25 protein-coding genes are annotated in these 24,852 nt (G+C 58.7%); 10 read left to right on the forward strand and 15 right to left on the reverse strand.

The window, feature by feature from the left end; translation table 11 throughout:
* Positions 1–244: 244 nt before the first annotated feature.
* The 3 genes from ACP8KU_RS11330 to ACP8KU_RS11340 are packed head-to-tail and all read right to left on the reverse strand — an operon-like array spanning position 245 to position 2,396.
* Positions 245–1,225: a hypothetical protein gene (locus tag ACP8KU_RS11330; protein WP_484483771.1), complete on the reverse strand. Its 981-nt coding sequence runs from the start codon at positions 1,223–1,225 to the stop codon at positions 245–247.
* Positions 1,222–2,025, reverse strand: coding sequence for an AAA family ATPase (locus tag ACP8KU_RS11335; protein ID WP_284630574.1), 804 nt, complete (start codon positions 2,023–2,025; stop codon positions 1,222–1,224). The genes ACP8KU_RS11330 and ACP8KU_RS11335 overlap by 4 nt, the downstream gene beginning before the upstream one ends.
* Positions 2,022–2,396 carry a GntR family transcriptional regulator gene (locus tag ACP8KU_RS11340; RefSeq protein ID WP_035108334.1) on the reverse strand — a complete coding sequence of 125 codons (375 nt, stop codon included), beginning with the start codon at positions 2,394–2,396 and terminating at the stop codon, positions 2,022–2,024. The genes ACP8KU_RS11335 and ACP8KU_RS11340 overlap by 4 nt, the downstream gene beginning before the upstream one ends.
* A gap of 208 nt (positions 2,397–2,604) precedes the next feature.
* Here ACP8KU_RS11340 and ACP8KU_RS11345 point away from each other — a divergent pair, with 208 nt between their 5' ends.
* Positions 2,605–3,759 carry an NYN domain-containing protein gene (locus ACP8KU_RS11345; RefSeq protein ID WP_023016349.1) on the forward strand — a complete coding sequence of 385 codons (1,155 nt, stop codon included), beginning with the start codon at positions 2,605–2,607 and terminating at the stop codon, positions 3,757–3,759.
* Here ACP8KU_RS11345 and ACP8KU_RS11350 read toward each other — a convergent pair.
* Positions 3,756–4,493 (reverse strand): PspA/IM30 family protein, encoded by a 738-nt coding sequence (locus tag ACP8KU_RS11350; protein ID WP_126319958.1) that lies wholly within the window; start codon positions 4,491–4,493, stop codon positions 3,756–3,758. The genes ACP8KU_RS11345 and ACP8KU_RS11350 overlap by 4 nt on opposite strands.
* A gap of 91 nt (positions 4,494–4,584) precedes the next feature.
* A complete protein-coding gene (gene trxA / locus ACP8KU_RS11355; RefSeq protein WP_484483772.1) occupies positions 4,585–4,956 on the reverse strand; it encodes a thioredoxin in 372 nt (123 codons plus the stop codon).
* A gap of 119 nt (positions 4,957–5,075) precedes the next feature.
* Here trxA and ACP8KU_RS11360 point away from each other — a divergent pair, with 119 nt between their 5' ends.
* The 4 genes from ACP8KU_RS11360 to ACP8KU_RS11375 are packed head-to-tail and all read left to right on the forward strand — an operon-like array spanning position 5,076 to position 9,273.
* Positions 5,076–5,276: a heavy-metal-associated domain-containing protein gene (locus ACP8KU_RS11360; RefSeq protein ID WP_005280400.1), complete on the forward strand. Its 201-nt coding sequence runs from the start codon at positions 5,076–5,078 to the stop codon at positions 5,274–5,276.
* 9 nt (positions 5,277–5,285) lie between these two features.
* Positions 5,286–7,475 (forward strand): heavy metal translocating P-type ATPase, encoded by a 2,190-nt coding sequence (locus ACP8KU_RS11365; RefSeq protein WP_484483773.1) that lies wholly within the window; start codon positions 5,286–5,288, stop codon positions 7,473–7,475.
* A 3-nt stretch (positions 7,476–7,478) separates the two neighbouring features.
* Entirely contained in the window at positions 7,479–8,780 is a 1,302-nt protein-coding gene (locus ACP8KU_RS11370) for an MFS transporter (RefSeq protein ID WP_484483774.1), read from the forward strand.
* A gap of 28 nt (positions 8,781–8,808) precedes the next feature.
* Complete coding sequence (locus ACP8KU_RS11375; RefSeq protein WP_023029725.1) at positions 8,809–9,273, forward strand: VanZ family protein; 465 nt, start codon at positions 8,809–8,811, stop codon at positions 9,271–9,273.
* A gap of 5 nt (positions 9,274–9,278) precedes the next feature.
* Here the strand turns inward: ACP8KU_RS11375 and dnaB are convergent, their stop codons facing one another.
* From dnaB to ACP8KU_RS11415, 8 genes are all read right to left on the reverse strand, one after another.
* A complete protein-coding gene (gene dnaB, locus ACP8KU_RS11380) occupies positions 9,279–10,712 on the reverse strand; it encodes a replicative DNA helicase (protein WP_005275794.1) in 1,434 nt (477 codons plus the stop codon).
* Positions 10,713–11,172: 460 nt separating this feature from the next.
* Complete coding sequence (gene rplI, locus ACP8KU_RS11385; RefSeq protein WP_005275797.1) at positions 11,173–11,625, reverse strand: 50S ribosomal protein L9; 453 nt, start codon at positions 11,623–11,625, stop codon at positions 11,173–11,175.
* A gap of 48 nt (positions 11,626–11,673) precedes the next feature.
* A complete protein-coding gene (locus ACP8KU_RS11390; RefSeq protein WP_484483775.1) occupies positions 11,674–12,225 on the reverse strand; it encodes a single-stranded DNA-binding protein in 552 nt (183 codons plus the stop codon).
* A 49-nt stretch (positions 12,226–12,274) separates the two neighbouring features.
* Positions 12,275–12,565: a 30S ribosomal protein S6 gene (gene rpsF, locus ACP8KU_RS11395; RefSeq protein WP_023016353.1), complete on the reverse strand. Its 291-nt coding sequence runs from the start codon at positions 12,563–12,565 to the stop codon at positions 12,275–12,277.
* Positions 12,566–12,687: 122 nt separating this feature from the next.
* Positions 12,688–12,876 (reverse strand): hypothetical protein, encoded by a 189-nt coding sequence (locus tag ACP8KU_RS11400; protein WP_005275803.1) that lies wholly within the window; start codon positions 12,874–12,876, stop codon positions 12,688–12,690.
* The gene (locus tag ACP8KU_RS11405) at positions 12,873–14,264 is read right to left on the reverse strand and encodes a glycosyltransferase family 87 protein (protein ID WP_284610527.1); all 1,392 of its coding nucleotides are present in this window, start codon (positions 14,262–14,264) and stop codon (positions 12,873–12,875) included. Before ACP8KU_RS11405 ends, ACP8KU_RS11400 begins: the two co-directional genes overlap by 4 nt.
* A 16-nt stretch (positions 14,265–14,280) precedes the next feature.
* The gene (locus ACP8KU_RS11410; protein WP_284642243.1) at positions 14,281–16,539 is read right to left on the reverse strand and encodes a transglycosylase domain-containing protein; all 2,259 of its coding nucleotides are present in this window, start codon (positions 16,537–16,539) and stop codon (positions 14,281–14,283) included.
* 75 nt (positions 16,540–16,614) lie between these two features.
* Positions 16,615–16,989 carry a DUF5318 family protein gene (locus ACP8KU_RS11415; RefSeq protein ID WP_237801654.1) on the reverse strand — a complete coding sequence of 125 codons (375 nt, stop codon included), beginning with the start codon at positions 16,987–16,989 and terminating at the stop codon, positions 16,615–16,617.
* A gap of 116 nt (positions 16,990–17,105) precedes the next feature.
* Between ACP8KU_RS11415 and ACP8KU_RS11420 the strand changes: the two genes are divergently transcribed.
* The 4 genes from ACP8KU_RS11420 (at position 17,106) to ACP8KU_RS11435 (ending at position 20,303) form a co-directional block, all read left to right on the forward strand.
* Positions 17,106–18,194 carry an inositol-3-phosphate synthase gene (locus tag ACP8KU_RS11420; RefSeq protein ID WP_237801655.1) on the forward strand — a complete coding sequence of 363 codons (1,089 nt, stop codon included), beginning with the start codon at positions 17,106–17,108 and terminating at the stop codon, positions 18,192–18,194.
* Between the two features lie 54 nt (positions 18,195–18,248).
* Positions 18,249–18,743, forward strand: a complete 495-nt coding sequence (locus ACP8KU_RS11425; protein ID WP_237801656.1) for a MarR family winged helix-turn-helix transcriptional regulator — start codon at positions 18,249–18,251, stop codon at positions 18,741–18,743.
* Positions 18,744–18,839: 96 nt separating this feature from the next.
* Positions 18,840–19,811, forward strand: coding sequence for a universal stress protein (locus ACP8KU_RS11430; protein WP_237801657.1), 972 nt, complete (start codon positions 18,840–18,842; stop codon positions 19,809–19,811).
* A gap of 9 nt (positions 19,812–19,820) precedes the next feature.
* Positions 19,821–20,303: a hypothetical protein gene (locus tag ACP8KU_RS11435; RefSeq protein WP_237801658.1), complete on the forward strand. Its 483-nt coding sequence runs from the start codon at positions 19,821–19,823 to the stop codon at positions 20,301–20,303.
* Positions 20,304–21,430: 1,127 nt separating this feature from the next.
* On the opposite strand, the gene trhO is transcribed toward ACP8KU_RS11435, so the two are convergent.
* Together trhO and ACP8KU_RS11445 are read right to left on the reverse strand one after the other, a co-directional pair.
* The gene (trhO, locus tag ACP8KU_RS11440) at positions 21,431–22,372 is read right to left on the reverse strand and encodes an oxygen-dependent tRNA uridine(34) hydroxylase TrhO (protein ID WP_237792199.1); all 942 of its coding nucleotides are present in this window, start codon (positions 22,370–22,372) and stop codon (positions 21,431–21,433) included.
* 42 nt (positions 22,373–22,414) lie between these two features.
* Complete coding sequence (locus tag ACP8KU_RS11445) at positions 22,415–23,911, reverse strand: DUF1846 domain-containing protein (protein ID WP_023027989.1); 1,497 nt, start codon at positions 23,909–23,911, stop codon at positions 22,415–22,417.
* A gap of 118 nt (positions 23,912–24,029) precedes the next feature.
* Here ACP8KU_RS11445 and ACP8KU_RS11450 point away from each other — a divergent pair, with 118 nt between their 5' ends.
* A complete protein-coding gene (locus tag ACP8KU_RS11450) occupies positions 24,030–24,845 on the forward strand; it encodes an Fpg/Nei family DNA glycosylase (protein ID WP_284609531.1) in 816 nt (271 codons plus the stop codon).
* Positions 24,846–24,852: the final 7 nt, after the last annotated feature.

A 24,852-nucleotide genomic window follows, 5' to 3' on the forward strand; every position in this document is an offset into this window, starting at 1 on the left:
ATAAGTACATTGGCACACTATTGAGTTCTCAGACATCGTCACCACACAACAGCTACATGCTCAAAAGCACAGAACTCGTTGCGAGTAAAAATTGTTTTTGTCAGGGCCTGTTTTCCTATCGCCGCTTCAGTCAGAAACTATGTCTTGTCTCTGTGGGGCGCTGTCGGTCGCGCTGACTCGTATTAAGTTACACACCGCTTTAATTTTTCACAAACTCGCTGGTCAGCATGGATTTCAAACACTTTTATTTCATGCCAAGCCAGCCCGCAAATCCTTTCCCCCACAGGCTGCTTATGCGGCGTGCATATATCGGCAGGGTTACGGCCCATACGGCGTAGATGCCAAGGCTGATAAACATCCCCACCGTGGCCGAGACATAGCCTTGGGCGAAAAGCCAGACCAGCACTGCGATACCGAGGAGGTACGCGACAAAAACTCCAAGAGTCCTCTTCTCTAGGAACTCGAGGTACGTAAGCCCAGGTACGGTGACGGCCGCGATTGCGGTGATACCGGCGGCGACCTCGATTGTGTTCCCCCAGAAGGAAAGGGCTAACCCTACGGCGGCGCAACCAAGGACGAAGATGAGCCCAGTCGCTGCAGTCATGGTCGCCCAGCGGCGGCGCGTGCCGCCGAACGTGACGTAATCCCTGAGCGTATCCCGCAATATGCCCATGGGCTGGCTGATGAAAACGGCGGAGAGTGCCCAAGCAATGAAAGCGATGAATTCCATCGGCTCCCACCGCCAGCTGAGTAGCGAGAGGACAACGTTGATGGCGAAGAAGCCAACCACTAAGAGCCAGATACGGATCTGGCGGCGGTATACAGCCTGCGCGTCGAGCGTCGGCGGGAAACGCCCAAGCTTGGATGCAATTCCCAAAGGGGTCGTCGAGTAGCCCGTCCTGGTTGGGGTTGGTTTGCGCCACAGTGCCCATGCCAATGCCGCCGCATAAACAGCCAACGCCCACCAGCCCTGCCGTACAGCCGTTCCTGCCATGGCCACGACAGCGAAAACCGTGACTATAATCCGGCGATGTTCATTCCATATCTGTGAGCTCAGGCCTAGTACTTGGTACTTATCAAAACTGGGTTGATACGTCAGGATGGGCACAAGGGGCAAGAGCAAGGTGACAGTTCCCCACTTTTCGCCAAAAAGTACGGGGTAAAGCGCAATGAAGAAGAGGACTGTAACCCAAACCCATTCCGTTGTGTGCCATAGAAGTTTCATGACTGCTCCTCCAATGCTCGGACAGCCTTTTCAAGTGATACCTCTGTTACCCGGAGGTGATGTTCGTTGGCATAGCGGAAGACGGCATCGGGGGAGGTAGTGCGGGCATCGACAAGCACCTGGTCTCCCAGGCTGGTTGAAGCGTGCTCCAATACCGGCAGGTCCAGTGCGGAAATGGCTGCGGAGATCGCCTCTTCGGGCCCGCTGATTTCCAGGAAGGAATCAACAAATTCGTCCACGGGACCGCTAATGGGGTGCTCCCCCATAAGGGAAATAGTGTCCAGCAAGCCCTCTATCTCGTTGAGGTGATGGGTGGATACCACGATGGTACGACCGTGCTCTTCCCGGAGTACCTGGTAAAAGAGTTCGCGACGCGGCAGGTCGAGGCCCAGATAAGGCTCGTCCAAAAGCATTATTTCGCAACCAGAGGCAACGGCGAAGACAAATCCCAACGCCGATTTTTGCCCGCGCGAGAGCGCAGAATACGCCTTATTGGGGATGTCGAAGCCGGCGATGAGGTCGTCGTAGCGGTCCGCATTCCAGTTGGGCCATCGGGCCTGGCCGACGGCGCCGAGTTTCTTGCTTCCCCACGAATCCGGCAGCGGATTGTCGATGCCCATGAGGATCACCCGGTTGAGCACGGATTGGTTATCAAAGGGCTGGCGGTCAAAGACCGTGATGCGGCCGGATTGAATTTGACCGGCGATTTTTCGCAATAAGGTGGTCTTGCCAATTCCGTTGCGGCCGACCAGACCATGGGTAAGACCTGCGGAAAAGGTGAAATCGCGGGTAGTGATCATGAGTACATTCCTCTGCTTTCTGCAACCCGATCAAAAAGGTCATGGAGCTGGGCGCGGTTGTAGCCCAGGCGCACTGCTTCATCGACAAGCGGGGCCATATACTCCGCTGCGAAGTCACCTCGCCTGCGCTCGCGGATGGCACGCGATGCACCCTCGGCCACAAACATGCCGATGCCCCGCCGCTTTTCCAGCACTCCTAAGTCCACCAAGAGGGTGATCCCCTTTCGCGCGGTTGCGGGGTTGATGTTGTGGAAATCCGCCAGCTCATTGGTGGAAGGTGCCTTATCGCCCTCCGCCAGAGTGCCGTCCACAATGGTGTCTTCCACCAAGGACGCAATCTGCCGAAAGAGCGGCTGCGTGGAGTTATCCATCATCACCTTCGGCTCGTTAGTTACTTAGTTAGTTGTGTAACTAACCATATAACACGCTTGCTGACGCTGCAATGGTCACCGAATTCTTTTCATTTGCGGCCAATATGCTGGGAATTAGCGAATTCTGATCGACGTTTCGGGGTGAATAAGGCACACTGGAGGTAACAAAGAATTTTATTTAGAACAATTAGAACGGAACTTAGGAGCCATGCTTGAACGCACACTTGTCTTTGTCGATACCTCATACCTGCTCGCGAGCTTTTATAACTCCTGGGAAACGGGGGCTCGCGCGCAGCTAGAAATCGATCTGCCCGAGGTGGTCAGCACCATGGGCGGGATGATCGAGGAGCAATTAGGCAACCCGATTCAGCGCCAATACTGGTACGACGGAATCCCGGATACCGGTCCGCACCGCTACCAACGCGCCCTTCGCACCTGCGAGGGCGTGCAATTGCGCACCGGACAACTCATTGAATGGGGTGAGCGACGCACCCAAAAGGGCGTCGACACCCGGCTTGTGGCCGATATGGTCATGGCCGCCGTGAAGAACCAGTTCACCGACTTCGTGCTGGTCAGCGGCGATGCTGACATGATCCCCGGCGCGCAGACCGCCGTAGACAATGGCATCCGCGTGCACCTGTACGGCTTTGGCTGGGACTCGATGTCCGCGGCGCTGCGCCATACGTGTGATTCCACCACCATCTTGGATCCACGCGAGGACTTCGCGGATTCCATGGAGCTGCAGGTCCTCGAGGGACCGCTTCCCCCAGTTGTGCGCGATGCAGCGCAGAAGGCAGAGGGAGCAGAAGAGGAGCTTCCGGGCACCGAACACTGCGACGAGTGCGAAGAGCCCTCCGAGGTAGAAACCGCATTCGGCACCCCAGAAAAGCCCACGCCGGCACCTACCCCAAAGCCCGCGCCGCCTCAAAGCGCACAGCAGGCCGCAACCCCAGCCCAACAAGAGCAGGAAAAGCCCGCCGCGGAAGAGGCCGAGGCTACCGATCAAGCAGCACCAAAGCCTGCGCCGAAACCATCAATGATGGCACCGCGGCGCAAGCTGCGCTCGAAGTACGTCCCGCTGCCAGAAGAGGTCTGGAGCTCTGCCGGGTTCCAGTCACCATTCGATGTGGGCCAGCAATACGCATCATGGTGGTTTGATAATGCCGCCAACTCAGAGCAGCGCGACCAAGCCCACTTACTGTCTGGCGGCGGATTGCCACCGGAGATCGACCGCCCGCTGCTGCAGTTCGCCTGCGAAACCCTGCATGAATACACCCTGACGGAAACCCAGCGCGTGAACTTACGCGATGGGTTCCACTCAGGAATCCGCGGCGTGCTTATTAATATCCGCCGCGAGAATTAATCCCCGGATTCGATTTCCTTCTTCTTGGCCATATCGGCGCGCAGCGCATCGAGCCGCGCGCTGGCCTTCATATCGTTGCCGGCCGCTTGAATCTCGCTCATGCGGTCGCCGCCGGTTGCCTGCTGCAATTCTTGTGCACCAAGGGCATCGGCATAGCGCTTTTCAATCTTGGAGCGGACGGAATCCAGGCTCGGCACGGAATCATCGGGCTTGAGCTCGTTCATGGAATCGAGCGCTTCCGCGTTCTTTTCCTGCATTGCAGCCTGATCCGCCTGCGCTTCTAGCTGGCTCACCTGGGCCAGCTGCTCCTTCAGGCGGGCCTCGGACTGTTTTTGCTGGTTCTTGGCTTGCTCTGCCGCCTGCTCCGCCGCCGCGTACTGCTGCTTGACGTCTTCCAGTTCCTGTTCCACCGCAACGAGCTGGGAGGCCACTACCTCAGCGGCTTGGTTGTACTCATTCGCCTTCTGTGGGTCCTCGGCGGAATCCGCAAGCTCCAGTGCGCGCTGGGTTTGGGACTGGTAATCCTGCTGGGACTTCACCAGGCGGTTCATCTGCATTTCCAACTGAGACTTGTGCCCGATGATCTCTGCCGCATGATCAGAAATCTCTTGGTGCTGTTCCTTGGCGGCCTTAACCGCCTGCTGGATTTGGACCTTTGGATCGGCGTTCTCATCAATCTTTTGATCGAGAGAACTCATCACGTACTTCCAGCCCTTGCTGAAGGGGTTAGCCATCACTATCTCCTTTGGTCATAAAAAAGACGCTTTCTAGCGAGTTTAGCGATACTCACCAGAAAGCGCCGTGGAAGCTCTGAAAATTCAGATTCTATGCCTGCCGTGCGTTCTGCTCTTCAACCTGGCGGCGAACCTCAGCCATGTCCAGGTCCTTGACCTGCTTGAGCAGATCCTCCAGTGCTGCGGGCGGCAGTGCGCCGGCCTCACGGAAGACGAGGATGCCATCGCGGAAGATCATCAGGGTAGGAATGGACTGAATCTGCAGCGCGGAAGCAAGGCCCTGGTTTGCCTCGGTGTCCAGCTTGGCAAAGGTAGCATCCGTGTGCTCCTCGGATGCCTTCTCGTAGACAGGGGCAAAGCGCTTACATGGGCCGCACCAGTCCGCCCAGGCATCGACAAGCGTAATGCCTTCGCCGGTTACGGTCTGTTCAAAGTTCTCTTCAGTGACATCAATAGTAGCCATACTCGTTGTAACTCCTTTAGATTGTGGTCTATTCCCCACCGTACCTAAATTTCTTCCTTGCCTGATACCCCTAGGGGGTATAGTATGGAGGCATAAGCAACCGAGAAAGGATGATAGTCATGGCAACGAAGAACTACACCGTAGAAGGAATGAGCTGCGGACACTGCGAAATGTCCATCCGCGAAGAGGTAGGCGAAATCGCCGGCGTTGAGGCGGTTTCCGCAGACCACACCACCGGCGCAGTGTCTGTCTCCGGCAGCGATTTCACCGATGAGCAAGTAGCAGCCGCCGTAGCCGAAGCCGGATACACCCTTAAGTAGGCGAATACTATGTCACACGTTGATCTCGGGGTCTCGGGCATGACCTGCACGTCCTGCTCTTCCCGGGTAGAACGAAAGCTCAACAAGGTAGACGGCGTTGAGGCGAGCGTTAACTTCGCCACCGAATCCGCCTCTATTGAGTTCGATCCGGAGACTTCTACGCCCGCGGATCTGATCAAGGTCGTCGAAGGCGCCGGATACAGCGCCTTCGATATGTCCGGCAGCGATGACGGCGACCAGGACGAGGACGCAGAGGGCACGCCGGTTGATGATGCCCGCGCTGCCGAACAACAGAGCCTGCTGCGGCGCACCATCATCTCCGCGGTATTGTCCGCCCCCATCATGGTTGTCTCCATGGTGCCTGCCCTCCAGTTCCAGAACTGGCAGTGGGCCTGCGCCATGCTGGCCACCATCGTCTTCATCTTTGGTGGCGCCCCCTTCCACTCCGCTACGTGGACCAACCTGAAGCACGGCTCGTTCACCATGGATACCTTGATTTCCATGGGTACCTCGGCCGCCTACCTGTGGTCCCTGTACGCGCTATTCTTTGGCAACGCCGGCGAGCCCGGCATGACGATGAGCATGTCATGGTCCTCCAGCTCGGCCGAGATGGACCATATCTACTTTGAGTCTGTGGGAATGGTCATTACCTTCCTGCTCCTCGGCCGCTGGTTCGAGGTCAAGGCCAAGGGGCAGTCTTCTGAGGCGCTGCGCACCCTGCTATCCATGGGCGCGAAGGAAGCCTCCGTGCTGCGGGATGGCAAGGAAAAGCGCATCCCCATCTCCCAATTGCAGGTGGGCGATATCTTCGTTGTGCGCCCGGGCGAAAAGATTGCCACCGATGGTGAGGTCGTCTCCGGCAATTCTGCAGTCGATGCCTCCATGATCACCGGTGAATCCGTCCCGGAAGAAGTGGGCGTGGGCGATACCGTTACCGGCGCCACCATTAACGCTTCCGGCAAGTTGGAGGTCAAGGCCACCCAGGTGGGCGAGGACACGGTCCTTTCCCAAATGGCCACCTTGGTCACCAACGCGCAGGCCTCCAAGGCTCCCGTGCAGCGCCTGGTGGACCGCATCGCGCAGGTCTTCGTGCCGGTAGTCATCGGCATTTCCGTCCTCACGCTGCTGGTACACCTCATCTTTGGCGGCGTGGCGCCGGCGTTTATCGCCGCTGTCTCCGTGCTGATCATCGCCTGCCCATGTGCACTGGGCCTTGCCACCCCGACCGCCATCTTGGTCGGCACCGGCCGCGGCGCCCAGTTAGGCCTGCTCATTAAAGGCCCGGAGATCCTTGAGTCCACCAAGCAGGTCGATACCATCGTGATGGATAAGACCGGCACGGTTACCGCCGGTGAAATGTCCGTTACGGCCGTGCATGGCGATGTCCTCGATTATGCCGCCGCCGTCGAGCGGAACTCCGAGCACCCCATCGCCCAAGCGATTGCCCGCGAGCGCGACGTGGAGCCCGGCACCGATTTTTCCACCAGCACCGCTGGCGTGGAAGCAACGGTGGATGGGGTCCGCGTGGGCGTCGGCAAGCCGCGTGGAGACCTAGGCCAGTACGCTGAGGCCTTCCGCGAGGCAGAGGCCGCGGGCGCTACTCCGGTGGCGGTGTACCTCGACGATGAGCTCGCTGGGCTCATTGAGGTCCGCGACACCGTCAAGCCCACCTCCGCTGAGGCCGTCCAGCAGATGAAGCAGCTGGGCCTGACCCCGCACCTGCTGACCGGCGATAACGAGGGCGCTGCGAAGCGCGTGGCCGAGGAAGTTGGCATTACCGAGGTTACGGCCGGCGTGATTCCGGAGGAAAAGGTCGACGTAATCAAGAAGCTGCAGTCCGAGGGACACAATGTGGCGATGGTTGGTGACGGCGTCAACGATGCCGCGGCCTTGGCCCAAGCGGACCTTGGCTTGGCGATGGGCGCCGGTACCGACGTTGCCATCGAGGCCTCCGATATCACCTTGATGAATGGGGATCTGCGGTCTGCCGCCGATGCCATTCGCCTGTCCCGCCGCACGCTGCAGATCATTAAGGGCAACCTGTTCTGGGCCTTTGCCTATAATATTATTCTCATCCCCGTGGCGGCCTTTGGCCTGCTGAACCCGCTATTTGCCGGCATTGCCATGGCGTTGAGCTCCGTATTCGTCGTCTCTAATTCCCTGCGTCTCCGGAAATTTTCTAGCCAGCGCTATGATTAGCGCATGCTCAGCCGCAATGAACGATTAGACCGGCTTCCGGTCACCAGCAAACACAAGCGCCTGCTCTTGGGCTCCGGCCTAGGGTGGGCGCTCGATGCTATGGATGTGGGCCTTATCTCCTTCATCATGGCCGCCCTAGCCGTGCATTGGGATTTAAGCAGCACCCAAACCTCCTGGCTCGCTTCCGCTGGCTTCCTTGGCATGGCTCTGGGCGCGACATTCGGCGGGCTCCTTGCGGATAAATACGGCCGCCGCCACATCTTCTCCCTCACCCTCTTGGTCTATGGCCTGGCCACCGGCGCCTCCGCCCTGGCCAGCGGGCTGACCATACTTATCGTCTTCCGCTTCATCGTCGGACTGGGCTTGGGTGCGGAGCTGCCGGTCGCCTCCACCCTCATCTCCGAGTTCTCGCCGCGCCGCATCCGCGGGCGCATGGTGGTCCTCCTCGAGGCCTTCTGGGCGCTCGGCTGGATCCTCGCCGCACTCATCGGCACCTTCATCGTGGGCGCCGGCGAAAACGGCTGGCGCTGGGGCTTTGCCGTGGGGCTCATCCCCGCCGCTTATTCGGTTTACGTGCGCTTGGGCTTGCCGGAATCGGTGCGCTTCCTCGAATCCAAGGGCCGCCACGACGAGGCCGAGGAAATCGTGGTGTCCTTCGAGGAAGCCGCCGCGGGCCAGCCGCTTGACGATGTCCACCCGGAACCCACTGCCTCCACCGAGACCTCCATTTGGGGGCCGGGCCTGCGCCGCCGCACGGCGGCGCTGTGGACCATATGGTTTTGCGTCAACTTCTCCTATTACGGCGCCTTCATCTGGATTCCGTCCCTGCTGGTTGCCGATGGTTTCTCGCTCGTAAAATCCTTTAGCTTCACCCTCATCATTACCTTGGCGCAATTGCCGGGCTATGCCACTGCCGCCTGGCTCATTGAGGTCTGGGGCCGGCGGATTACCCTCGCCGTGTTCTTGGTCGGCTCCGCCGTCTCCGCCGGGCTCTATGGAACCGCAAGTTCCGAGGTATTCATCATCATCGCCGGGTGCCTGTTGTCCTTCTTCAACCTCGGCGCCTGGGGTGCCCTGTATGCCATTGGTCCGGAGCTCTACCCCACCGCGCTGCGCGGGCGCGGTGCGGGCGCCGCGGCGGGGTTTGGCCGCATCGCCTCCATCGTGGCACCGCTTATTGTGCCGCCATTGATCGCGGCAACCGGCGCTGGATTCCTCTTCGTGCTCTTTGCGGCCGCATTCGCCATCGCCGCCGTAGCGGCATTTACTCTGCCTGAGCTGAAAGGTGAGACCCTTGCTCGATAAATTAGCCCTTAGCGCCTGGATCGGCGTCATGGTAGCGCTGACCACCCTGAAGGCTTTCTTCCAGATTGGTTACCTGTGGAAGCCCGAAAATCAGCGCGTCCGCGAGCTCCATTTAGTTCCCCTCGATGAATTCTCCGGCAATAGTTGGTTTGCCCCGCTTTTTGAATACGCTGGTAATACCGCCTTCTTCATCCCCTTCGGGCTCTTGGTATTCACGCTATGCCGTTCCGTGAAGGTATCGACGGCCTGGGGATTCGCGCTGAGTTTAACCCTGGAGACGGCCCAATATGCCTTCGCCTTAGGCCGCACGGATATCGACGATCTGCTGTTTAATACCCTCGGCGCGCTCATCGGTGCAGTAATCGCCTACTGGTGCGGCCAACGCTTCTTCCCGGTTTGGCGGTGGCTTTCCCTGGCCGCCGCCGCGGTCTTTATCGTGTTGGTGATTCTGGGTCCCCGATTAGGAGACCCAGCCGCCGTCGTGGACCTATAAGCCTTTTATCCGTGCGCCATGTTGACGAACTTGGAGTAGTGCAGCTGGTGGGCCACCTGCACCGTATCAATGGGCCCGCCGCGGTGCTTAGCCAAGATAATATCCGCTTCACCGGCGCGCTCGTTATCGCGGTCCTGCGAGTCTGGGCGGTACAGCAGCATCACCATATCGGCATCCTGCTCCAAGGAACCGGACTCACGCAGGTCAGCCAATTGCGGCTTCTTGTCGTTTCGGGCTTCAGGCCCACGGTTCAGCTGCGAGATGGCAATCACCGGCACCTCAAGCTCCTTGGCCAATAGCTTGAGCTGACGCGAGAACTCCGAGACCTCTTGCTGGCGCGACTCCACCTTTTTGCCCGAGGACATCAGCTGGAGATAGTCCAAGACGATGAGGTCGAGCCCATGCTGCTGCTTGAGCCTGCGGGCCTTAGAGCGAATCTCCATCATCGTGAGGTTCGGGGAATCATCAATGAACAACGGCGCATCTTGGATGCGGTTAAGCGTGTCATCGATCTTCGCCCAGTCTTCCGTGGACACCCCACCACTGCGCATATCGGTAAGCTTGACCTCGGATTCCGCAGAGAGCAGGCGCATGACGATCTCTGAGGCGGACATTTCCAAGGAAAAGATGACGGAGGACTTGCCGTGCTGCAGCGAGCACGATCGAATGAAGTCCATCGCCAGCGTGGACTTACCCACACCGGGTCGCGCCGCCACGATGATCATCTGGCCTGCGTGCAAACCGTTGGTGAGCTTATCCAGATCAATAAATCCTGTCGGCACACCCAATTCAACGCCGCCGGCCTGCTGCAGCGCCGCCAACTCATCAATGGTCGGGTCAATCAGATCCCCCAGCACGCGGTAGTCCTCGGCGGTTTTGCGCTGGGCGATGGCAAAGACTTCCTGCTGGGCCCGGTCGATCACCGATTCGATCTCGGCATCCTCCGTGCCCGAAAAGCCCAGTTGGACCACGCGCGTACCGGCATCCACGAGCCGGCGCAGGACGGCCTTTTCCGCCACGATTTCCGCGTAATAGCGGGCGTTGGCAGCGGTAGGAACCGTAGCCAAAAGCGTGTGCAAATAGGGTGCGCCGCCAACGCGCTCAAGGTTATTGAACCTATCCAACCGCGAGGAAAGGATAAGGGGGTCAATGTCTTGGCCCGCCGCGTAAAGGTCCAGCATCGCGCCATAAATTAGCGCGTGGGCCGGATAATAAAAGTCATCGGGCTCGAGCTCTTCAATAACTTCCATGACCGTATTGGGGCTAAGCAGCATTGCACCCAATACGCCTTGCTCGGCTTCCCGGTCCGACGGCGGCTGGCGATACTCCTCGTAGCGCTGCGGTTGGTCCTGTTGGTACCGCGGCCGGCGCGCTACGGCGTTATCCGGCGCAGGCGGTTCCGGTGGAAGCTGTTCATCATCAAAGCTCGCGTTGGTCATGTGTCCCCCTTGGTGTCCGTGAAGCGACCTTGTGTAACGCTGTCCAAGTTTAGACCAGCGCCCGGACACTACCCGCCTGGGTATAACTTCCACAGTTATCCACAGGGGCTTGTGGAATTACCAGGTAGTCCAATCATCGCTTTCCATTTACCGAGGTCACGACTGTGGATAACTTGCCGCCTTTCTGACCTGCGGTGATAATAACCGCTGTTCAGGGAGTTTTTGCAGGTGTGAAAATTACCACATGATAGTGGAATATGGCCTGTGACCAGCGGCTAAGGCAAGCAAAAATTTCGGTGGGAAAGAACGCCAAATTCCACATTCATCCACAGATTTTCACAGTTATCCACAGGCCAGTTGGGTAGGCAAAAGGCCCCAGGAATTCTCCACCTCACATAGAGAATTCGTGGGGCCTTAAGCCGTGCTGTTGTCTTTGGGTCTGTGGACCGTCGTGCGCTGCTTAGGCAGCGACGACCGAGAAGTTCACCTTGCCGAGCACGTCAGCGTGTAGCTTCAGCTCGACCTGGTAGTTGCCGGTCTTCTTGACCAGGCCCTTGGGCATATCAACGATACGCTTATCCAAGTTAGGGCCACCGGCCTTGGAGACGGCCTTGACAATGTCTTCTGCGTTAACGGAACCGAAGAGCTTGCCGGAAGTGGAGGTCTTAACCTTGACCTCAACGTTCGTCAGCTGCTCAAGCTGGTTGCGGACCTCGCGCGCGTGGTCCAGGTCGCGAATTTCGCGAGCTTCCTGGGCGCGCTTGATGCCCTCAATCTGCTTCTCAGCGCCGCGGGAAGCCACGATGGCCAAGCCGCGGGGAAGCAGGTAGTTACGTCCGTAGCCGTCCTTAACCTCAACAATTTCGCCAGCGGCGCCGAGGTTCTCAACGGCAGCGGTGAGGATCAGCTTCATGATCCCTGCCTTTCAATTGAGTTAGTTGAATAGTTGCGGGTGACAGACTTAGAACGGGGGTTCAGAATCAGCGCCTCCGAAACCACCAGCTGGCGGTGCGGAGTTCCACGGATCCTCTGCAGGAGCCTGGTTCTGCTGCTGCGACTGCTGCTGTTGCTGTCCTCCAAAGCCGCCCTGATTATTGTTATTCGAGCGCTGCTGCTGGCCGCCGCCATAGTTGCCGCCACCCTCACGGGGATTGCGGTTTACCTGTGCGGTGGCGTAGCGGAGCGACGGACCGACCTCATCGACGTCGATCTCAAACGCGGTGCGGTTTTCACCCTCGCGGGTCTGGAAGGAACGCTGCTTCAAGCGGCCGGTAACGATGATGCGCATGCCCTTGCTCAGGGTCTCGGCGACGTTCTCCGCCGCCTGGCGCCATACGTTGCAGGTCAGGAACATAGCTTCGCCGTCTTCCCACTGGTTCGTCTGCGAATTATAGCGACGAGGCGTGGAGGCGACGCGGAAGTTAGCTACCGCCGCACCCGCCGGGGTGAAGCGAAGCTCGGGGTCAGCAACTATGTTGCCCACCACCGTAATATTGGTATCTCCCTGTGCCATGTCTTTACTCCTTATCGGTTACGTGGATTATGCCTGATCCCAGTATCCGCTACTTGCTGTCGGTGCGCAGAACCTTGGTACGCAGGATGGTGTCGTTCAGGTTCAGGCGACGGTCGAGCTCGGAAACCGAAGGGTGCTCGCACTCCAGGTTAACGACGGCGTAAATGCCCTCTTCCTTCTTCTCGATGGGGTATGCAAGGCGACGCTTGCCCCATACATCGAGGTTCTCAACCTTGCCGCCGTCCTTGCGGACGATGTCGAGGTACTTATCTAGGGACGGGGTTACGGTGCGCTCATCCTGATTAGGATCCAGAATGATCATGACTTCGTAGTGACGCACGGACCTCATCACCTCCTATGGTCTAGTCGTTTTCGGCTGCATCACCTTTGCGGATGCAGCAGGAGGGTACGTTGCGTCAAGCAACCCCACCACAGTACCGCATATGACCGGCGAAAAGAAATCTATCCCGTCGTGGTGGCGGCGAAAAAGATAGCGCCCGTCGCGGGGATGATGGTGAGGAAAACGATGGCAAGGATGCCCAAGATGATGGGCCCGCGCTTATCTTCCCTGTTATGAAACAGCCAAAAGGCCGCCATGACGCAGATAAAGCCCAACAAGATCGACACCATGCCGATTAATGTCACAATCATTGAAATACTCCCGCCACTGGGTCGCGGCCCATATGCGCCGCACGCACTTTATCTTCCGTTTTATTCCACATTTGCCGCAGCACAATAACCGCCATCGCAATGATGAAGCCATCGCGCACGAGGATCGCCATGTCCAAGAGCTCGTGTGGAATGCCCTTATTATCGATGCCCAGCATGTGCCACATGAGCAGGGGCCATACGAGGGCATCGGCAAGCGCCCAGCCCAGAACCAACCGCCAACGCGGCACGGCCAAGGCCGCCGGAACCACCAGCCAGAGCGAATACTGCGGGGACCATACCTTATTGACCAGCAGGAACGCCGCGACGATGAGGAAGACCAACTCCGCTACCCGCGGGTTAAGCGGGCTGCGCCAGCCGGCCAGGGCAATACCGGCGCATAAAAGGATGAACGCCACGAGGGAGAAGGTATTTAAAAAGTCCTGGCTGAAAGAAATACCCAGATTCCGGCTAATCAGGGCATACAGGGTGGTCCATTCCGCACCGCGTTCTTGGTTCAAACGGAAAAATTCCGCCCAGGCGGCCGGGTATTTCAGGGCGATGGGAAGGTTGACCGCAAGCCACGCGGCGGCCGTAGCGACGGCGACCTTTGCAAAAGCGTCCCAACGGCGATTGCGCCAGGCAAGGACGAAAAACGCGCCCAGCAAAAATATCGGCCATAATTTGAATGCGGTGCCAAGGCCGATGAGGATGCCGGCGAGCCAGGGGCGGTGGCGGCTAATGGCCAGCAGCGCGCCGACGGCGAAGGCGATGGCAGGTATATCCCAATTGCTAAAGGCATGGATGATAACCAGCGGGCTGGCGGCCACCAAAATGGTGTCCCACGTGCGGTTTCCCACCAAGAGGTAGACCATGTAGATGACGCCGACCCAGATGCAAGCCATGACCAAGGCGGTGAGCCCAAAGTACCAGCCGGCGGCGGGCACCCCGGCCCATTCCACGAGGCCATAGGTATGGCGCGAAATCCAGCCCATCAGGCCCTGGAACATGCCCGCCAATACCGGGTATTCCATATAGCGGGTCAGGCCATCTTCCTGCCAGGAAAAGGCGTAGGGAAAGCCCGGTTGATCGAGGCCGCGGCCTTCATACAGCGGGACGATGTCGTTATAGCAAAAGGAGGTGTACTGGCGGTTGGCGGACCAATCCAGGTTGATGGTGCCGTCTTCGCCGCGGGTGCCACCAGCGCAATTCGCCTTGGATAAGAACCCACCGGCTAAAAAGATCCAGGCTACTGCGATCAGCGCGCGCAGCGGGGTCCACCACTGTCCGCGACTGTCCCGGGCAAAGCGCCCCCTTGGCCCGCCCAGGAACTCGATGACGCCGCGCGCCATCGGTTCGTCTGCGGCGGACATGCGCTGATCGTGGCTCACGCGTACCGCTCCTTGCTTAGCCTAAGAGGTCAGCCAGGCCGCCTTCGCGGCCGAAGAAGTCATCTAAAGACGGGGCCTCAGGCCGGGCCGGCTCATTATTACCGCCGCCATTGCCGCGGTTGCCGCCGTTTCCATTATTGCCACCCTGGTTCTCGGGCGGCTGCGGCGGGGCATCGTGGCCCGCATCCGGGGTCTCGGCAGGTGCTGGGCTGGCCTCTTCTTCTGGGGCGCCGTCCTGGGCTGGACCAGTGTAGTTCTGTGCACCCTGCCCACCGGAACCGCCGCCTGGGTTATAGGCCGGGGCACCACCACCGGCAGATACCGTGCCGAAGCGAACGGGGTAAGCCGAGGGGAATTGCTGGAATTCCTGATCCGCCAAGGAGTTATCCAATACGGACTTCCAGATCTTGGTCGGCGCGCCGGCGCCGTACATGATTCCGCCGTACTGGTCGAAGATGGCCGAGGTGTTGTCCGCGGTACCGACCCACACGGAGGTAGCAAGCTGCGGGGTGGCACCAACCATCCAGGTGTCCTTGTTGGTTCCGGAATCGCCCAGCTGGGTCGTACCGGTCTTGGAAGCCGAAGTGCGGCCGCCAGCCAGCGAGCCATTGGACCATGCCGCTACCGGCGCCATGGCCTCAAGGACGTTATTGGCCACATTCGCGGAAACGCGGCGCTCGCCCTCATCGGTTGGGTGTTCATACAGAACTTCCCCGGCGGCATTTTCTACGCGCTGCACAAAGTGCGGGTTGTGCCAGACGCCCTGGTTCGCGAGGGTGGACATCGCGGTTGCCATGTCCAGCGGACGGGACTGGTACTGGCCCAAGACCACGCCTTCAAAAGGCTGTTTGCCGTTTTCAGTCAGCGTCTCTTCGATGCCCGGCAGCGAGCGGGCAACGCCCAAGGCGTGGGCCATATCCGCGGTGTCCTGGGTACCGTTTTTCAGATCGCTCTGCAGGCGCAGGTAAGAGGTGTTCAGGGACTGCTTGGTGGCCTCGCGCAGGTCGCAGACGCCACAGCCGCCGCCCACGTTGGTCACCAGATCGGAGCCCGGCAGCTGGTACGGCGCCGAGGAGTAGTTGGTATCCAAGCTAATGCCCTGCTGCAGCGCAGCGGCAAGCGCCATGATCTTGAAGGTCGAGCCGGTCTGCAGCGGGGAGTTAGCGTAGTCCCAACCATTGGAATCATGCCCGCCAAAGTAGCCGCGCACCGCACCCGTCTTCGGATCGATGGTCACAGAGGCCGCGCGCGCATCTTCTTGCAGCGGCGCCAGCTGGTCATCGACTGCCTGAATCGTGTTGTTTTGCACGTTCATATCGATGGTGGTGGTAATGCGCAGGCCACCGGTGGATACCTGATTTTCCGTAATTCCTACGTCCTCAAGCTCGCGGATGACCTGGTCTTTAATGTGGCCATTCGCGCCTGGGGCTTCCGTGTATGCCGAGTACTCAGCGGGATCGCGGGTCTCCGGGAAGACCATTCCATCGCGCTCTTCCTTGCTGAGGTCTCCCATGTCCACAAGGCCGTCAAGCACGTAGTTCCACCGGTTTTCGGAACCTTCCTGGTTCACGCGCGGGTCCAGTCCCGACGGCGACTGGATAAGGCCGGCGAGCATGGCGCCTTCTTCTGGGGTGAGGTCCTTGGCGTCCTTATCAAAGTAGGCATTGGATGCAGCCTGGATGCCGTAGGCATTGCGGCCGAAGTAAACCGTATTCAGGTAGGCGTTAAGGATGTCCTCTTTTTCCCACTCGTTAGTCATCTTGATGGAGTAGATGAGCTCGCGTGCCTTGCGCACGTAGGAGTATTCGTTGCCCACCAGGGTGTTTTTCACGTACTGCTGGGTAATCGTGGAACCACCACCGGCGGTGTCATTGCCGGTGACCTTACCCAGTACCGCGCGGCCCAAGCCGGTGAAGGAAAAGCCGGAGTTATCCCAGAAGTCGCGGTCCTCGGCGGCGAGCACGGAGTCCTGCACAAAGACGGGGACCTCATCCAAGGTCACGTGCGTGCGGTTGCCTTCCGGCGGTACCAAACGCGCCAGCTGGGTGTCGTTATCGGAGGCATAGATGGTAGAGACCTGGTTATTGGCCAGCTCTTTGGGCTCCGGAACGGTGTACTGCGAATAGGCATACGCAAAAAGGCCTGCAGGCAGTGCCACAAAAACCAATAGGAGGGCCACAACGACCCACGGCCAGATGCGGCGCTTTTGGGGTTCTTCGCCTTCTTTGCGGCGGTCCACCTTAGTGGACTCGCCAGTAGATTCCTTCTCGGTCACTGATTCGTGTCCTCATTCATCCCTGGTAACAAACTAAATAATTGCAGCTTACTGCCTAAGGCGGTGCGCCGAAAACTAACACGCGTTAAAAGCCGTTGCAGAACGCAACAAATGATTCCACCGGCAGTGCCTGCAGACCTCCACCTCATGCACGGTAAACTCCAGGCCTTCACCGACAAGTTCCGCTATTTCTTCTTCGCTGCGGGCGCTCCCGGCGCGCCGGCCCAAGCTCTCGCCATACACCCACCGGGTCAAGCGCAGGTTCTCACCGCAGACCGGACACGGCTTATCCATGGTGCGTCCGTGGTACTCGGCGGCGGCCCGGAGGAGGAAGTCCGCATCGCACACCTCGTCGCGCCCCAAGTGCCCGGCGCGGTATTCGCGGACGTGTTGGGTGCGCTCCCACTCGTGGGAAAGCTCGTGCTTGAAGGCAACGGAATTCACCCGCATGATTTTAATTTCCTCTTCTTGATCGATCCATATGCCGTCGTGCTACCACCAGCCATAATTTCTGGCCTAACGTTGCGCAGGCACCACACAGCAACGAATTAATAAAGGAGCATAGTGTGTCTGACAAAGTAAAGGTCGCCATCGTCGGCGTCGGCAATTGCGCCACGTCCCTCATTCAGGGCGTGGAGTTTTACCGCAACGCTGCAGTGGAGGAAAATATTCCTGGCCTGATGCACACCCAGTTTGGGCCCTACCACGTCGGCGATATCGAGTTCGTCGCGGCCTTCGACGTCGATGGAGACAAGGTGGGCAAGGATCTTGCGGAGGCTACCCGCAGTTCCCGCAACTGCACCATTTCCATCACAGACGTCCCAGACCTCGGGGTTACCGTGCAGCGCGGCCCCACCATGGATGGCCTGGGCCGCTACTACCAGGAATCCATCACGGAATCGGACGAAGCTCCTGCCGATGTCGCAGCTGCCCTCCGCGAGGCCGGTGCCGAGGTCGTCGTTTCCTACCTGCCGGTTGGTTCTGAAGAGGCGGATAAGTTCTACGCCCAGGCCGCCATCGACGCCGGTTGTGCGTTTGTGAATGCCCTGCCGGTCTTTATCGCTTCCGACCCAGAGTGGGCCAAGAAGTTTGAGGATGCCGGCCTGCCCATCGTGGGCGATGACATCAAGTCCCAGGTTGGCGCCACCATTACCCACCGCGTTTTGGCGAAGCTTTTCGAAGACCGCGGCGTGCGCTTGGACCGCACGATGCAGCTCAACGTGGGCGGCAACATGGACTTCAAGAACATGCTGGAGCGCGAACGTCTTGAGTCTAAGAAGATTTCCAAGACCCAGTCTGTGACCTCCAACGTGCACAATTCCCCTATCGCTGGCAAGCGCGCAGACCGCAATGTCCACATCGGCCCCTCGGACTACGTGGAGTGGCTGGATGACCGCAAGTGGGCCTATGTCCGCTTGGAGGGTTCCGCATTCGGCGAGGTCCCGCTGAACCTGGAGTACAAGCTCGAGGTCTGGGACTCCCCTAACTCCGCCGGCATTATTATCGATGCCGTCCGCGCCGCCAAGATCGCCTTGGACCGCAAGGTCGCCGGACCGGTACTTTCCGCTTCTTCCTACCTAATGAAGTCCCCTCCAGTACAGAAGGCCGACGATGTCGCGCGCAACGAGCTGGAAGATTTTATTAAGGGAAGCTAATTTTTTCGTCGCGATACTACCGCCAGGCGGTAGTGCACGATAGAATTTAGTTTTATGACGCAACACCATGATGAGACGGCCCCAACGAAGTCCCCGTCCGACTACGAGGACGCGGTAGAGGTAGCCCGGGATATCCAACCGGCGCTCAATAAGTTAATTCTTATTTTCCAGCGCACCGCAGAGGGTTCATCGCTGACTACCTCGCAGGTCTCCATCATGAATCAGTTGCGCTTGCGTGGGCCTTCCCGCGTATCCACCATTGCCCAGGCGGAGCTTATCCGCATGCCCACCGCATCCAACGCGCTTTACCAACTAGAGCGCCGCGGGTTCGTGGAACGCCACCGCGATGAAGAAGATCGCCGCGGCGTGCTGGTCGCGCTCACCCAACTGGGCGAGTCCGAATTGGCCATAGTTTCCGGGCAACGCGCCGCGGCCCTTGCAGAGATTATGCGGTGGCTCGAGCCCGAGGACTTGGACACTGCGCGCGAGATGGGTGCGGTCATTTCCAAGCTTGCGGATGTCTACCGCCCCACTATGGATAGCGAGTAGCACGCCCACGGCCGCATGCAATTTTAATTTTGCGACCACAACAGGCGATAATGAGCCTTAGCACTTACTAAGCTTTCGCATACATATTCATTTTCTATGGGCAAAAAATCTCACCGACCGCTGTTGCCAACCCTGCATAAGGGCTCGGCCAAAGAGCCACTGCGCATCCTCATTTCGTGGAGTCCCTCCTCTTCCGGTACCGAACCCCTCGAATTCGCCGCCTGGCTATCGCGCACCGCGGTCATTGAGGTGCGCGTTATTTCCACGGTTTTCCAGCCCTGGACCACGACGTCTTTGTCCAAGCTGGGCGGGAAATACAAAAAGTGGTTTAAAGAGCAGAAGCAAGCATGCGCGACAGCCACCGCGGCGGCCCTGACGGAGGCAGGTATCCCGGAAAAGTACTGGAACGATACGCCCTCCGTGCTTGTCGATGGCCCCTCCCGCCCCCAGCTTCTTACTGAGATGGCCCAGGATTTTCAGGCCGATATCATCCTTCTAGGCCCCAACCAGGCCGCGCCCAAAGGCCGCTTTTTCCCCGGTTCCACCGCGGATACCCTCCTGCACTACTCGCCACTATCCTTAGGGCTTATCCCGCGCAAGGCCAAATTATCGAAGCACGGCGTGACCCGCTTTAATTTTGTCATTACAGAGCGCGGTGAGCGCGCGGATAGGGAATTATTAGGCGCAGCCGCGCTGGCGGATCGCTGGGATCTACCACTGCGCATCTTGGCCTTCTCAGCGGATGACCTGCTTCATTCCCCGTCGAAGGATAAAAGCGATATTGCGCTTAAGCTCACCGCGGAGTGGCACGAGGATTCATTGGCCATGCTCGACCGTGCCCGCGACCACATCCAAGATGCCTACCCGGAGATCGAGGTCACCTCCGAGATCGGTTCTGGCGCCGGGTGGTCCGGTGCCGTTGATTCGCTCAAGTGGAAAAAGGGCGATCTGATGTTGATGGCCTCTGCCCCGCAGGGGCCCATCGCGCGGGTCTTTTTGGGTTCTACCGCAACCGAGTTGCTCCCTCATATTCGCGTACCGGTACTCATTCACCCCGCGACCGACTAGGCTTAATGTATGAGCTCGCGCCCAGAGCACCCCGAAAACGACCTGACGACCGACGCCGATTATGCCAACCTGCGTCGGCCTGAGCCGCAAAGCTTCGATGATTTGGCAGATGAGCCCGATCCCGTCGAGGTAGCCGCCGCCAACCGGCGCTCTACCCGCCAAGCCATCTGGTACATGGTTTCCGTGCTGGTCATCTCCGCGCTGTATGGCTTCGGCGTCGCGCTCTTTTCGCGCCTTACCGGCGGCCCCCTGTGCGAGGACGGCACCGCAAGCTGGCTGTGTACTGAGGGCCAAAGAAACTTCTTTGCCATCTCCACCATGATCATCCCGCTGCTGGGCATGATCGGCTGCGCAATCATTATGGTGCGCAAGCTGCGCCGCTACCTGCGCTGGCGTAGCTGGATGGCGATCTTTTGGGTGATGGCCTTCAACTTCATGATCTGGGCCATTAGCGATATTCAGCTTTTTCTGGCGAGCTCGGCTGCCTCATAGAATATCGCACGGGCCTGACCCCCCAGAAATTAGATACGTCAAAGGATCAGGTCCGCAATTAGAATCTACGGTTTCGGATACGTCCCGTTGCGGTAATTACCTTCTTCCAGCACTAGCTTTAGCTGCTCTATCATCAAAGTAATAGCCCAGGTGGCCATCTATTTTTGCATTTAGCTTGCGGGTAACTTCCTTTCGAGGATAGGTAAAAGTTGATTCGAAAGGTAGCCACGATAATCGCCTTATTGTGCACCGGAACGAGGCTTACCACGGGCTCCAGATACACCACACTAGCGGACGCAACCTCCGTGGCAGTATCAAACCACGAGCGGAGGTGAGGTTGTGACAAATAGTTGCGCGGTCAAAAACGGTCGTAGGGGCCATGACCATCAAGCATATAAGCCCACACGCAACCTCATGGCTTGTGATGATTCTGCAACTTTCTTGTAATTAGCCGGGGTATACGCTGGGTCTTCTTTGAGGGGCGCGGCGATGCGTTGGAGTACCGTAAAGCCCGTGCTCATCGTCGAAGATGGTCTTTATTCTTGCACCAATAAGACCATCAAGACCGTCAGACTGCATCTTCTATCCTGCGCTTTTACAGGTGGGCACCCATGTGTAAAACGAGGAGCGATTGAGCTTTAACACATCACACATCCGTATAAGGCGAGTACTCTATTCGGTGACTATAGACACACTGAGAAGCACAACTCCTGTGATTCTGCGTGAAGCACAATATTTCAGCACACTATGTCGCGGCGTTGTACAGAATGTCGCGTTCTTCGCGCAGCTTCGCATTTTCTTTCTCTAGTTGGCGGATCCGTCTCAGGATCATTCGCCTCTTGGGCTTTATCATGCGGCGCTTTTATGCGGACACGCTTTCCGGTGCCGCACTTGTTGACCCCATGAATGTAGCGAGGCACGGTTGATGCCGAGCTCTGCTGATGCTGAGTTCAGCGAGAGAACCTCAGCGTTCCTTGTTCCTTATAGGGGGCCACACCATGGCGTGTGAACTGTTCTCAGTACCTGGACATGATGGCAAGATTACCAATCTTGCCAGCCCGACCGGGCTGGATATCAAGTGTCCACCAAACAGGGGCCAGGTCCTAGCAACTTCTCACAATCCATAATCAAAACTTCGAATTTTGATCGACTAGATTCGCAGCTACCTTAGCGCAATCCGGTCGCCCGCAGTGCTGGGTCTCTACGTCTTGGATGCAGTCATCACAGATGAGCACCTGCTGGCGGCACGTGTCCTCATTAATACAGTTGTGGAAGGTATTAGTGCCCTTGCCGCAGTGCACACAGTGGCCCAATTGGATAAAGCCCGGATCTTCTAGTCCTTGGCCAAACTCTTGGTGCATGCGCTTATCAAAGACGTACATGGAGCCTTCCCACAGCCCATCATTGCCGTACTTTTCGCCGTAGCGCACGATGCCACCATCGATTTGGTAGATCTCGTTGAAGCCGCGATTTTTCATCAGGGAGGATAGGACCTCGCACCGGATGCCGCCGGTGCAATAGGAGACGACAGGTTTGTCCTTCATCCAGTCATATTTTCCGGATTCCAGCTCTTCAATGAAGTCATGGGTAGTGCGCACATCCGGAACGACGGCATTTTTGAATTTGCCAATCTCTGCTTCCATCGCATTGCGGCCATCGAAGAATACGACTTCATCGCCGCGCTCTTCTACCAGCTTGTTGACCTCTTCCGGCTTGAGGTGCGTGCCGCCGCCAACGACTCCGTTTTCATCTACCTTCAGCTCGCCCGGGGCGCCAAAGGCCACGATTTCATCGCGCACCTTAACCGATAGGCGCGGGAAATCATCGACTCCGCCATCGGACCACTTGAACTGCATGCGCTTAAAGCCCGGGTACTCGCGGGTTTGCCGCACGTAGCGCTTGCAGGCATCCATGGCGCCACCAACGGTGCCATTGATGCCGTGTTCCGAAATGAGGATGCGCCCCTTTAAGCCCAAGGACTCACACAGGGTGCGCTGCCACAGCATGACGGCGGTCGGATCCTCGATGGGGGTAAAGCAGTAATACAGGAGAACTTTGCCGATAGTCACGCCCATAATCTTAGGCGCGCTACCGGCAAGATCCCCAATTCCTTAGCGCTTCTGGTACAGCGCCTTCTTGCGGGCGAAAACCGGATCAGAGGTCACGAGCACCCCAAGGTTGCGGAAGATTCCCTCATCCACCGAGCCCAGGATGGTGGTGGTGTGGACGTCGCAGCCGGCGAGTTCCTTGATCTGTTCCAGCGCCTTGCGGGCATCCTCGTCCTTCGCGGCGGATACGGATAGCGCGATGAGCACCTCATCGGTGTGCAGGCGGGGGTTGGAAGAGCCCAGGTGCTTCGTCTTCAGCGTTTGGATTGGCTCTATCGATTCCGGCGAGAGCAGGTGGGTATCGTCATCGATGCCGGCCAGGTACTTGAGGGCATTGAGCAGCATCGCCGCGGAGCAGCCCAGCAGCGGGGAGGTGCGGCCGGTGATGATAGTGCCATCGTGAAGCTGCATCGCGGAGGCGGGTCCATCGGTTTCCTCCGCGCGCTTGCGGGCCGGGCCCACTACTGGGCGGTCATCGACCTTGATGCCGGCCTTCGCCATGACGACGGCAGCGCGCTCAGACTGCTCATCGCCCAGCCCGGCGCGGGCTTCTTCCACCTTGGCCTTGAAGTAGCGGCGGATGATTTCCTGTTGGGCGGCGGCGCGGCAGACCGCATCATCAGTAATGCAGTAGCCGGCCATATTCACGCCCATGTCTGTCGGCGATTCGTACGGCGTGGTGCCGGTGAGCTTTTCCAGCAGGGTCCGCAGCAGCGGGAAGGCTTCGACGTCGCGGTTGTAGTTCACCGTGGATTCGCCGTGGGCGCTCAAGTGGAAGTGGTCAATAATATTGGAATCGTTCAAGTCCACGGTGGCGGCCTCGTAAGCGAGGTTGACCGGGTGCTCGAGGGGCAGGTTCCAGATGGGGAAGGTCTCAAACTTGGCGTAACCAGCGTTATTGCCGCGCTGGTGCTCGTGGTAGACCTGCGATAGTGCGGTGGCGAGCTTGCCGGAACCAGGGCCTGGGGCGGTGACGACGACCAAGTCCCGGGAGGTTTCCGCGAACTCGTTCTTGCCAAGGCCATCCTCAGAGACAATGAGATCCGTATTCGTGGGATAGCCAGGGATAACGCGGTGGCGGGCAACCTTGAGGCCGAGGCGCTCGAGCTTTTCGATGAACGCCTCCGCCTGCGCATTTCCGTCTTCCACCTGGGTCATGACGATGTTTTCAACCAAGAAGCCGCGGCTGCGGAATACGTCTACCAAGCGCAGGAGGTCATCTTCATACAGGATGTCTAAATCAGCGCGTACCTTGTGGCGGGCAATGTCTTTGGCGTTGATGCACGGGAGGATTTCAATTTCCTCTTTGATGCGCTCCAGCATGGCGATCTTGTTATCCGGGGTAAAGCCCGGCAGCACGCGGGAGGCGTGCATATCATCGAAAAGCTTGCCGCCCATTTCCAGATAGAGCTTTCCGCCGATTTCTTCGCGGCGGGCCTGGATGTGCTTTGACTGCAGCTCAATGTATTTTTCTCGGTCAAAACCGATTTTATGCGTCATGATTTATCGACCCTTCAATAGAAATAAAATCAATCCGCGCTTCGAGTTTACTCTTTTTCATCCCCCGGCGCCACGCGCCCTAGTTGGGGGCGACCAACGATGTCACTACACTGAAGCTATGCCTGAAGGTCACGTGATCCACCGCCTAGCCCTCACACTCAACGCTGACTATCGCGGGATGCCACTCAGCGTGACCAGCCCGCAAGGCCGGTTTGCCACCGAGGCGGCCATCCTGGACGGTACAGAAATCGACCACGCAGAGGCCTTTGGCAAGCACCTCTTCGTGCACTTCACCGCCGCCAACCCGGCACATATCCTCTATATTCACCTAGGGCTCATCGGCAAGCTCAGCTTCGAACCGCGCGAGGAGACTCGGGGGCAAATCCGCATACGCATAGACAATGGGACGCAGGCCGCGCAGCTGCGCGGGCCCCAATTTTGCCTGCTGCTCACGGAAGAGGATTATCAGGCACGGCTAACCAAGGTGGGCCAGGATCCGCTCCGCGCCGATGCCGACCCCGAAGCGCTGTGGACCAAGGTGCACAAATCCCGCCGCAGCATAGGCTCCCTCATGATGGACCAGCACCTGTATGCCGGTGTGGGCAATATCTACCGCGCGGAGGCCCTCTTTCGCGCCGGCCTCTCCCCCTTCACCCCTGGCAAGGATGTTTCCCGTGAAACATTCTTCGCCATCTGGAAAGACCTGGTAGAGCTCATGAACTACGGCGTAGAGCACGGCCGCATCGATACCGTGCGCGCCGAGCACTCCCCCGAGGCCATGGGGCGTGAGCCGCGCAAGGATGATCACGGCGGCGAAGTCTACGTCTACCGGCGCGCCGGCCTGCCCTGCTATGTCTGCGGCACGCCGATTGCGGAACAAGTAATGGAGGGCCGAAACCTCTTCTGGTGCCCCACCTGCCAATCCGCTGCTTAAGGCCTAT

The sequence above is a fragment of the Corynebacterium sp. LaCa_282 genome, assembly GCF_057198125.1.

Coding starts and splice junctions, on each gene's coding strand:
- ACP8KU_RS11330 (WP_484483771.1), bottom strand. CDS start 1,225: ATGAAACTTCTATGGCACACAACGGAATGGGTTTGGGTTACAGTCCTC.
- ACP8KU_RS11335 (WP_284630574.1), bottom strand. CDS start 2,025: ATGATCACTACCCGCGATTTCACCTTTTCCGCAGGTCTTACCCATGGT.
- ACP8KU_RS11340 (WP_035108334.1), bottom strand. CDS start 2,396: ATGGATAACTCCACGCAGCCGCTCTTTCGGCAGATTGCGTCCTTGGTG.
- ACP8KU_RS11345 (WP_023016349.1), top strand. CDS start 2,605: ATGCTTGAACGCACACTTGTCTTTGTCGATACCTCATACCTGCTCGCG.
- ACP8KU_RS11350 (WP_126319958.1), bottom strand. CDS start 4,493: ATGGCTAACCCCTTCAGCAAGGGCTGGAAGTACGTGATGAGTTCTCTC.
- trxA (WP_484483772.1), bottom strand. CDS start 4,956: ATGGCTACTATTGATGTCACTGAAGAGAACTTTGAACAGACCGTAACC.
- ACP8KU_RS11360 (WP_005280400.1), top strand. CDS start 5,076: ATGGCAACGAAGAACTACACCGTAGAAGGAATGAGCTGCGGACACTGC.
- ACP8KU_RS11365 (WP_484483773.1), top strand. CDS start 5,286: ATGTCACACGTTGATCTCGGGGTCTCGGGCATGACCTGCACGTCCTGC.
- ACP8KU_RS11370 (WP_484483774.1), top strand. CDS start 7,479: ATGCTCAGCCGCAATGAACGATTAGACCGGCTTCCGGTCACCAGCAAA.
- ACP8KU_RS11375 (WP_023029725.1), top strand. CDS start 8,809: ATGGTAGCGCTGACCACCCTGAAGGCTTTCTTCCAGATTGGTTACCTG.
- dnaB (WP_005275794.1), bottom strand. CDS start 10,712: ATGACCAACGCGAGCTTTGATGATGAACAGCTTCCACCGGAACCGCCT.
- rplI (WP_005275797.1), bottom strand. CDS start 11,625: ATGAAGCTGATCCTCACCGCTGCCGTTGAGAACCTCGGCGCCGCTGGC.
- ACP8KU_RS11390 (WP_484483775.1), bottom strand. CDS start 12,225: ATGGCACAGGGAGATACCAATATTACGGTGGTGGGCAACATAGTTGCT.
- ACP8KU_RS11400 (WP_005275803.1), bottom strand. CDS start 12,876: ATGATTGTGACATTAATCGGCATGGTGTCGATCTTGTTGGGCTTTATC.
- ACP8KU_RS11415 (WP_237801654.1), bottom strand. CDS start 16,989: ATGCGGGTGAATTCCGTTGCCTTCAAGCACGAGCTTTCCCACGAGTGG.
- ACP8KU_RS11425 (WP_237801656.1), top strand. CDS start 18,249: ATGACGCAACACCATGATGAGACGGCCCCAACGAAGTCCCCGTCCGAC.
- ACP8KU_RS11430 (WP_237801657.1), top strand. CDS start 18,840: ATGGGCAAAAAATCTCACCGACCGCTGTTGCCAACCCTGCATAAGGGC.
- ACP8KU_RS11435 (WP_237801658.1), top strand. CDS start 19,821: ATGAGCTCGCGCCCAGAGCACCCCGAAAACGACCTGACGACCGACGCC.
- ACP8KU_RS11445 (WP_023027989.1), bottom strand. CDS start 23,911: ATGACGCATAAAATCGGTTTTGACCGAGAAAAATACATTGAGCTGCAG.
- ACP8KU_RS11450 (WP_284609531.1), top strand. CDS start 24,030: ATGCCTGAAGGTCACGTGATCCACCGCCTAGCCCTCACACTCAACGCT.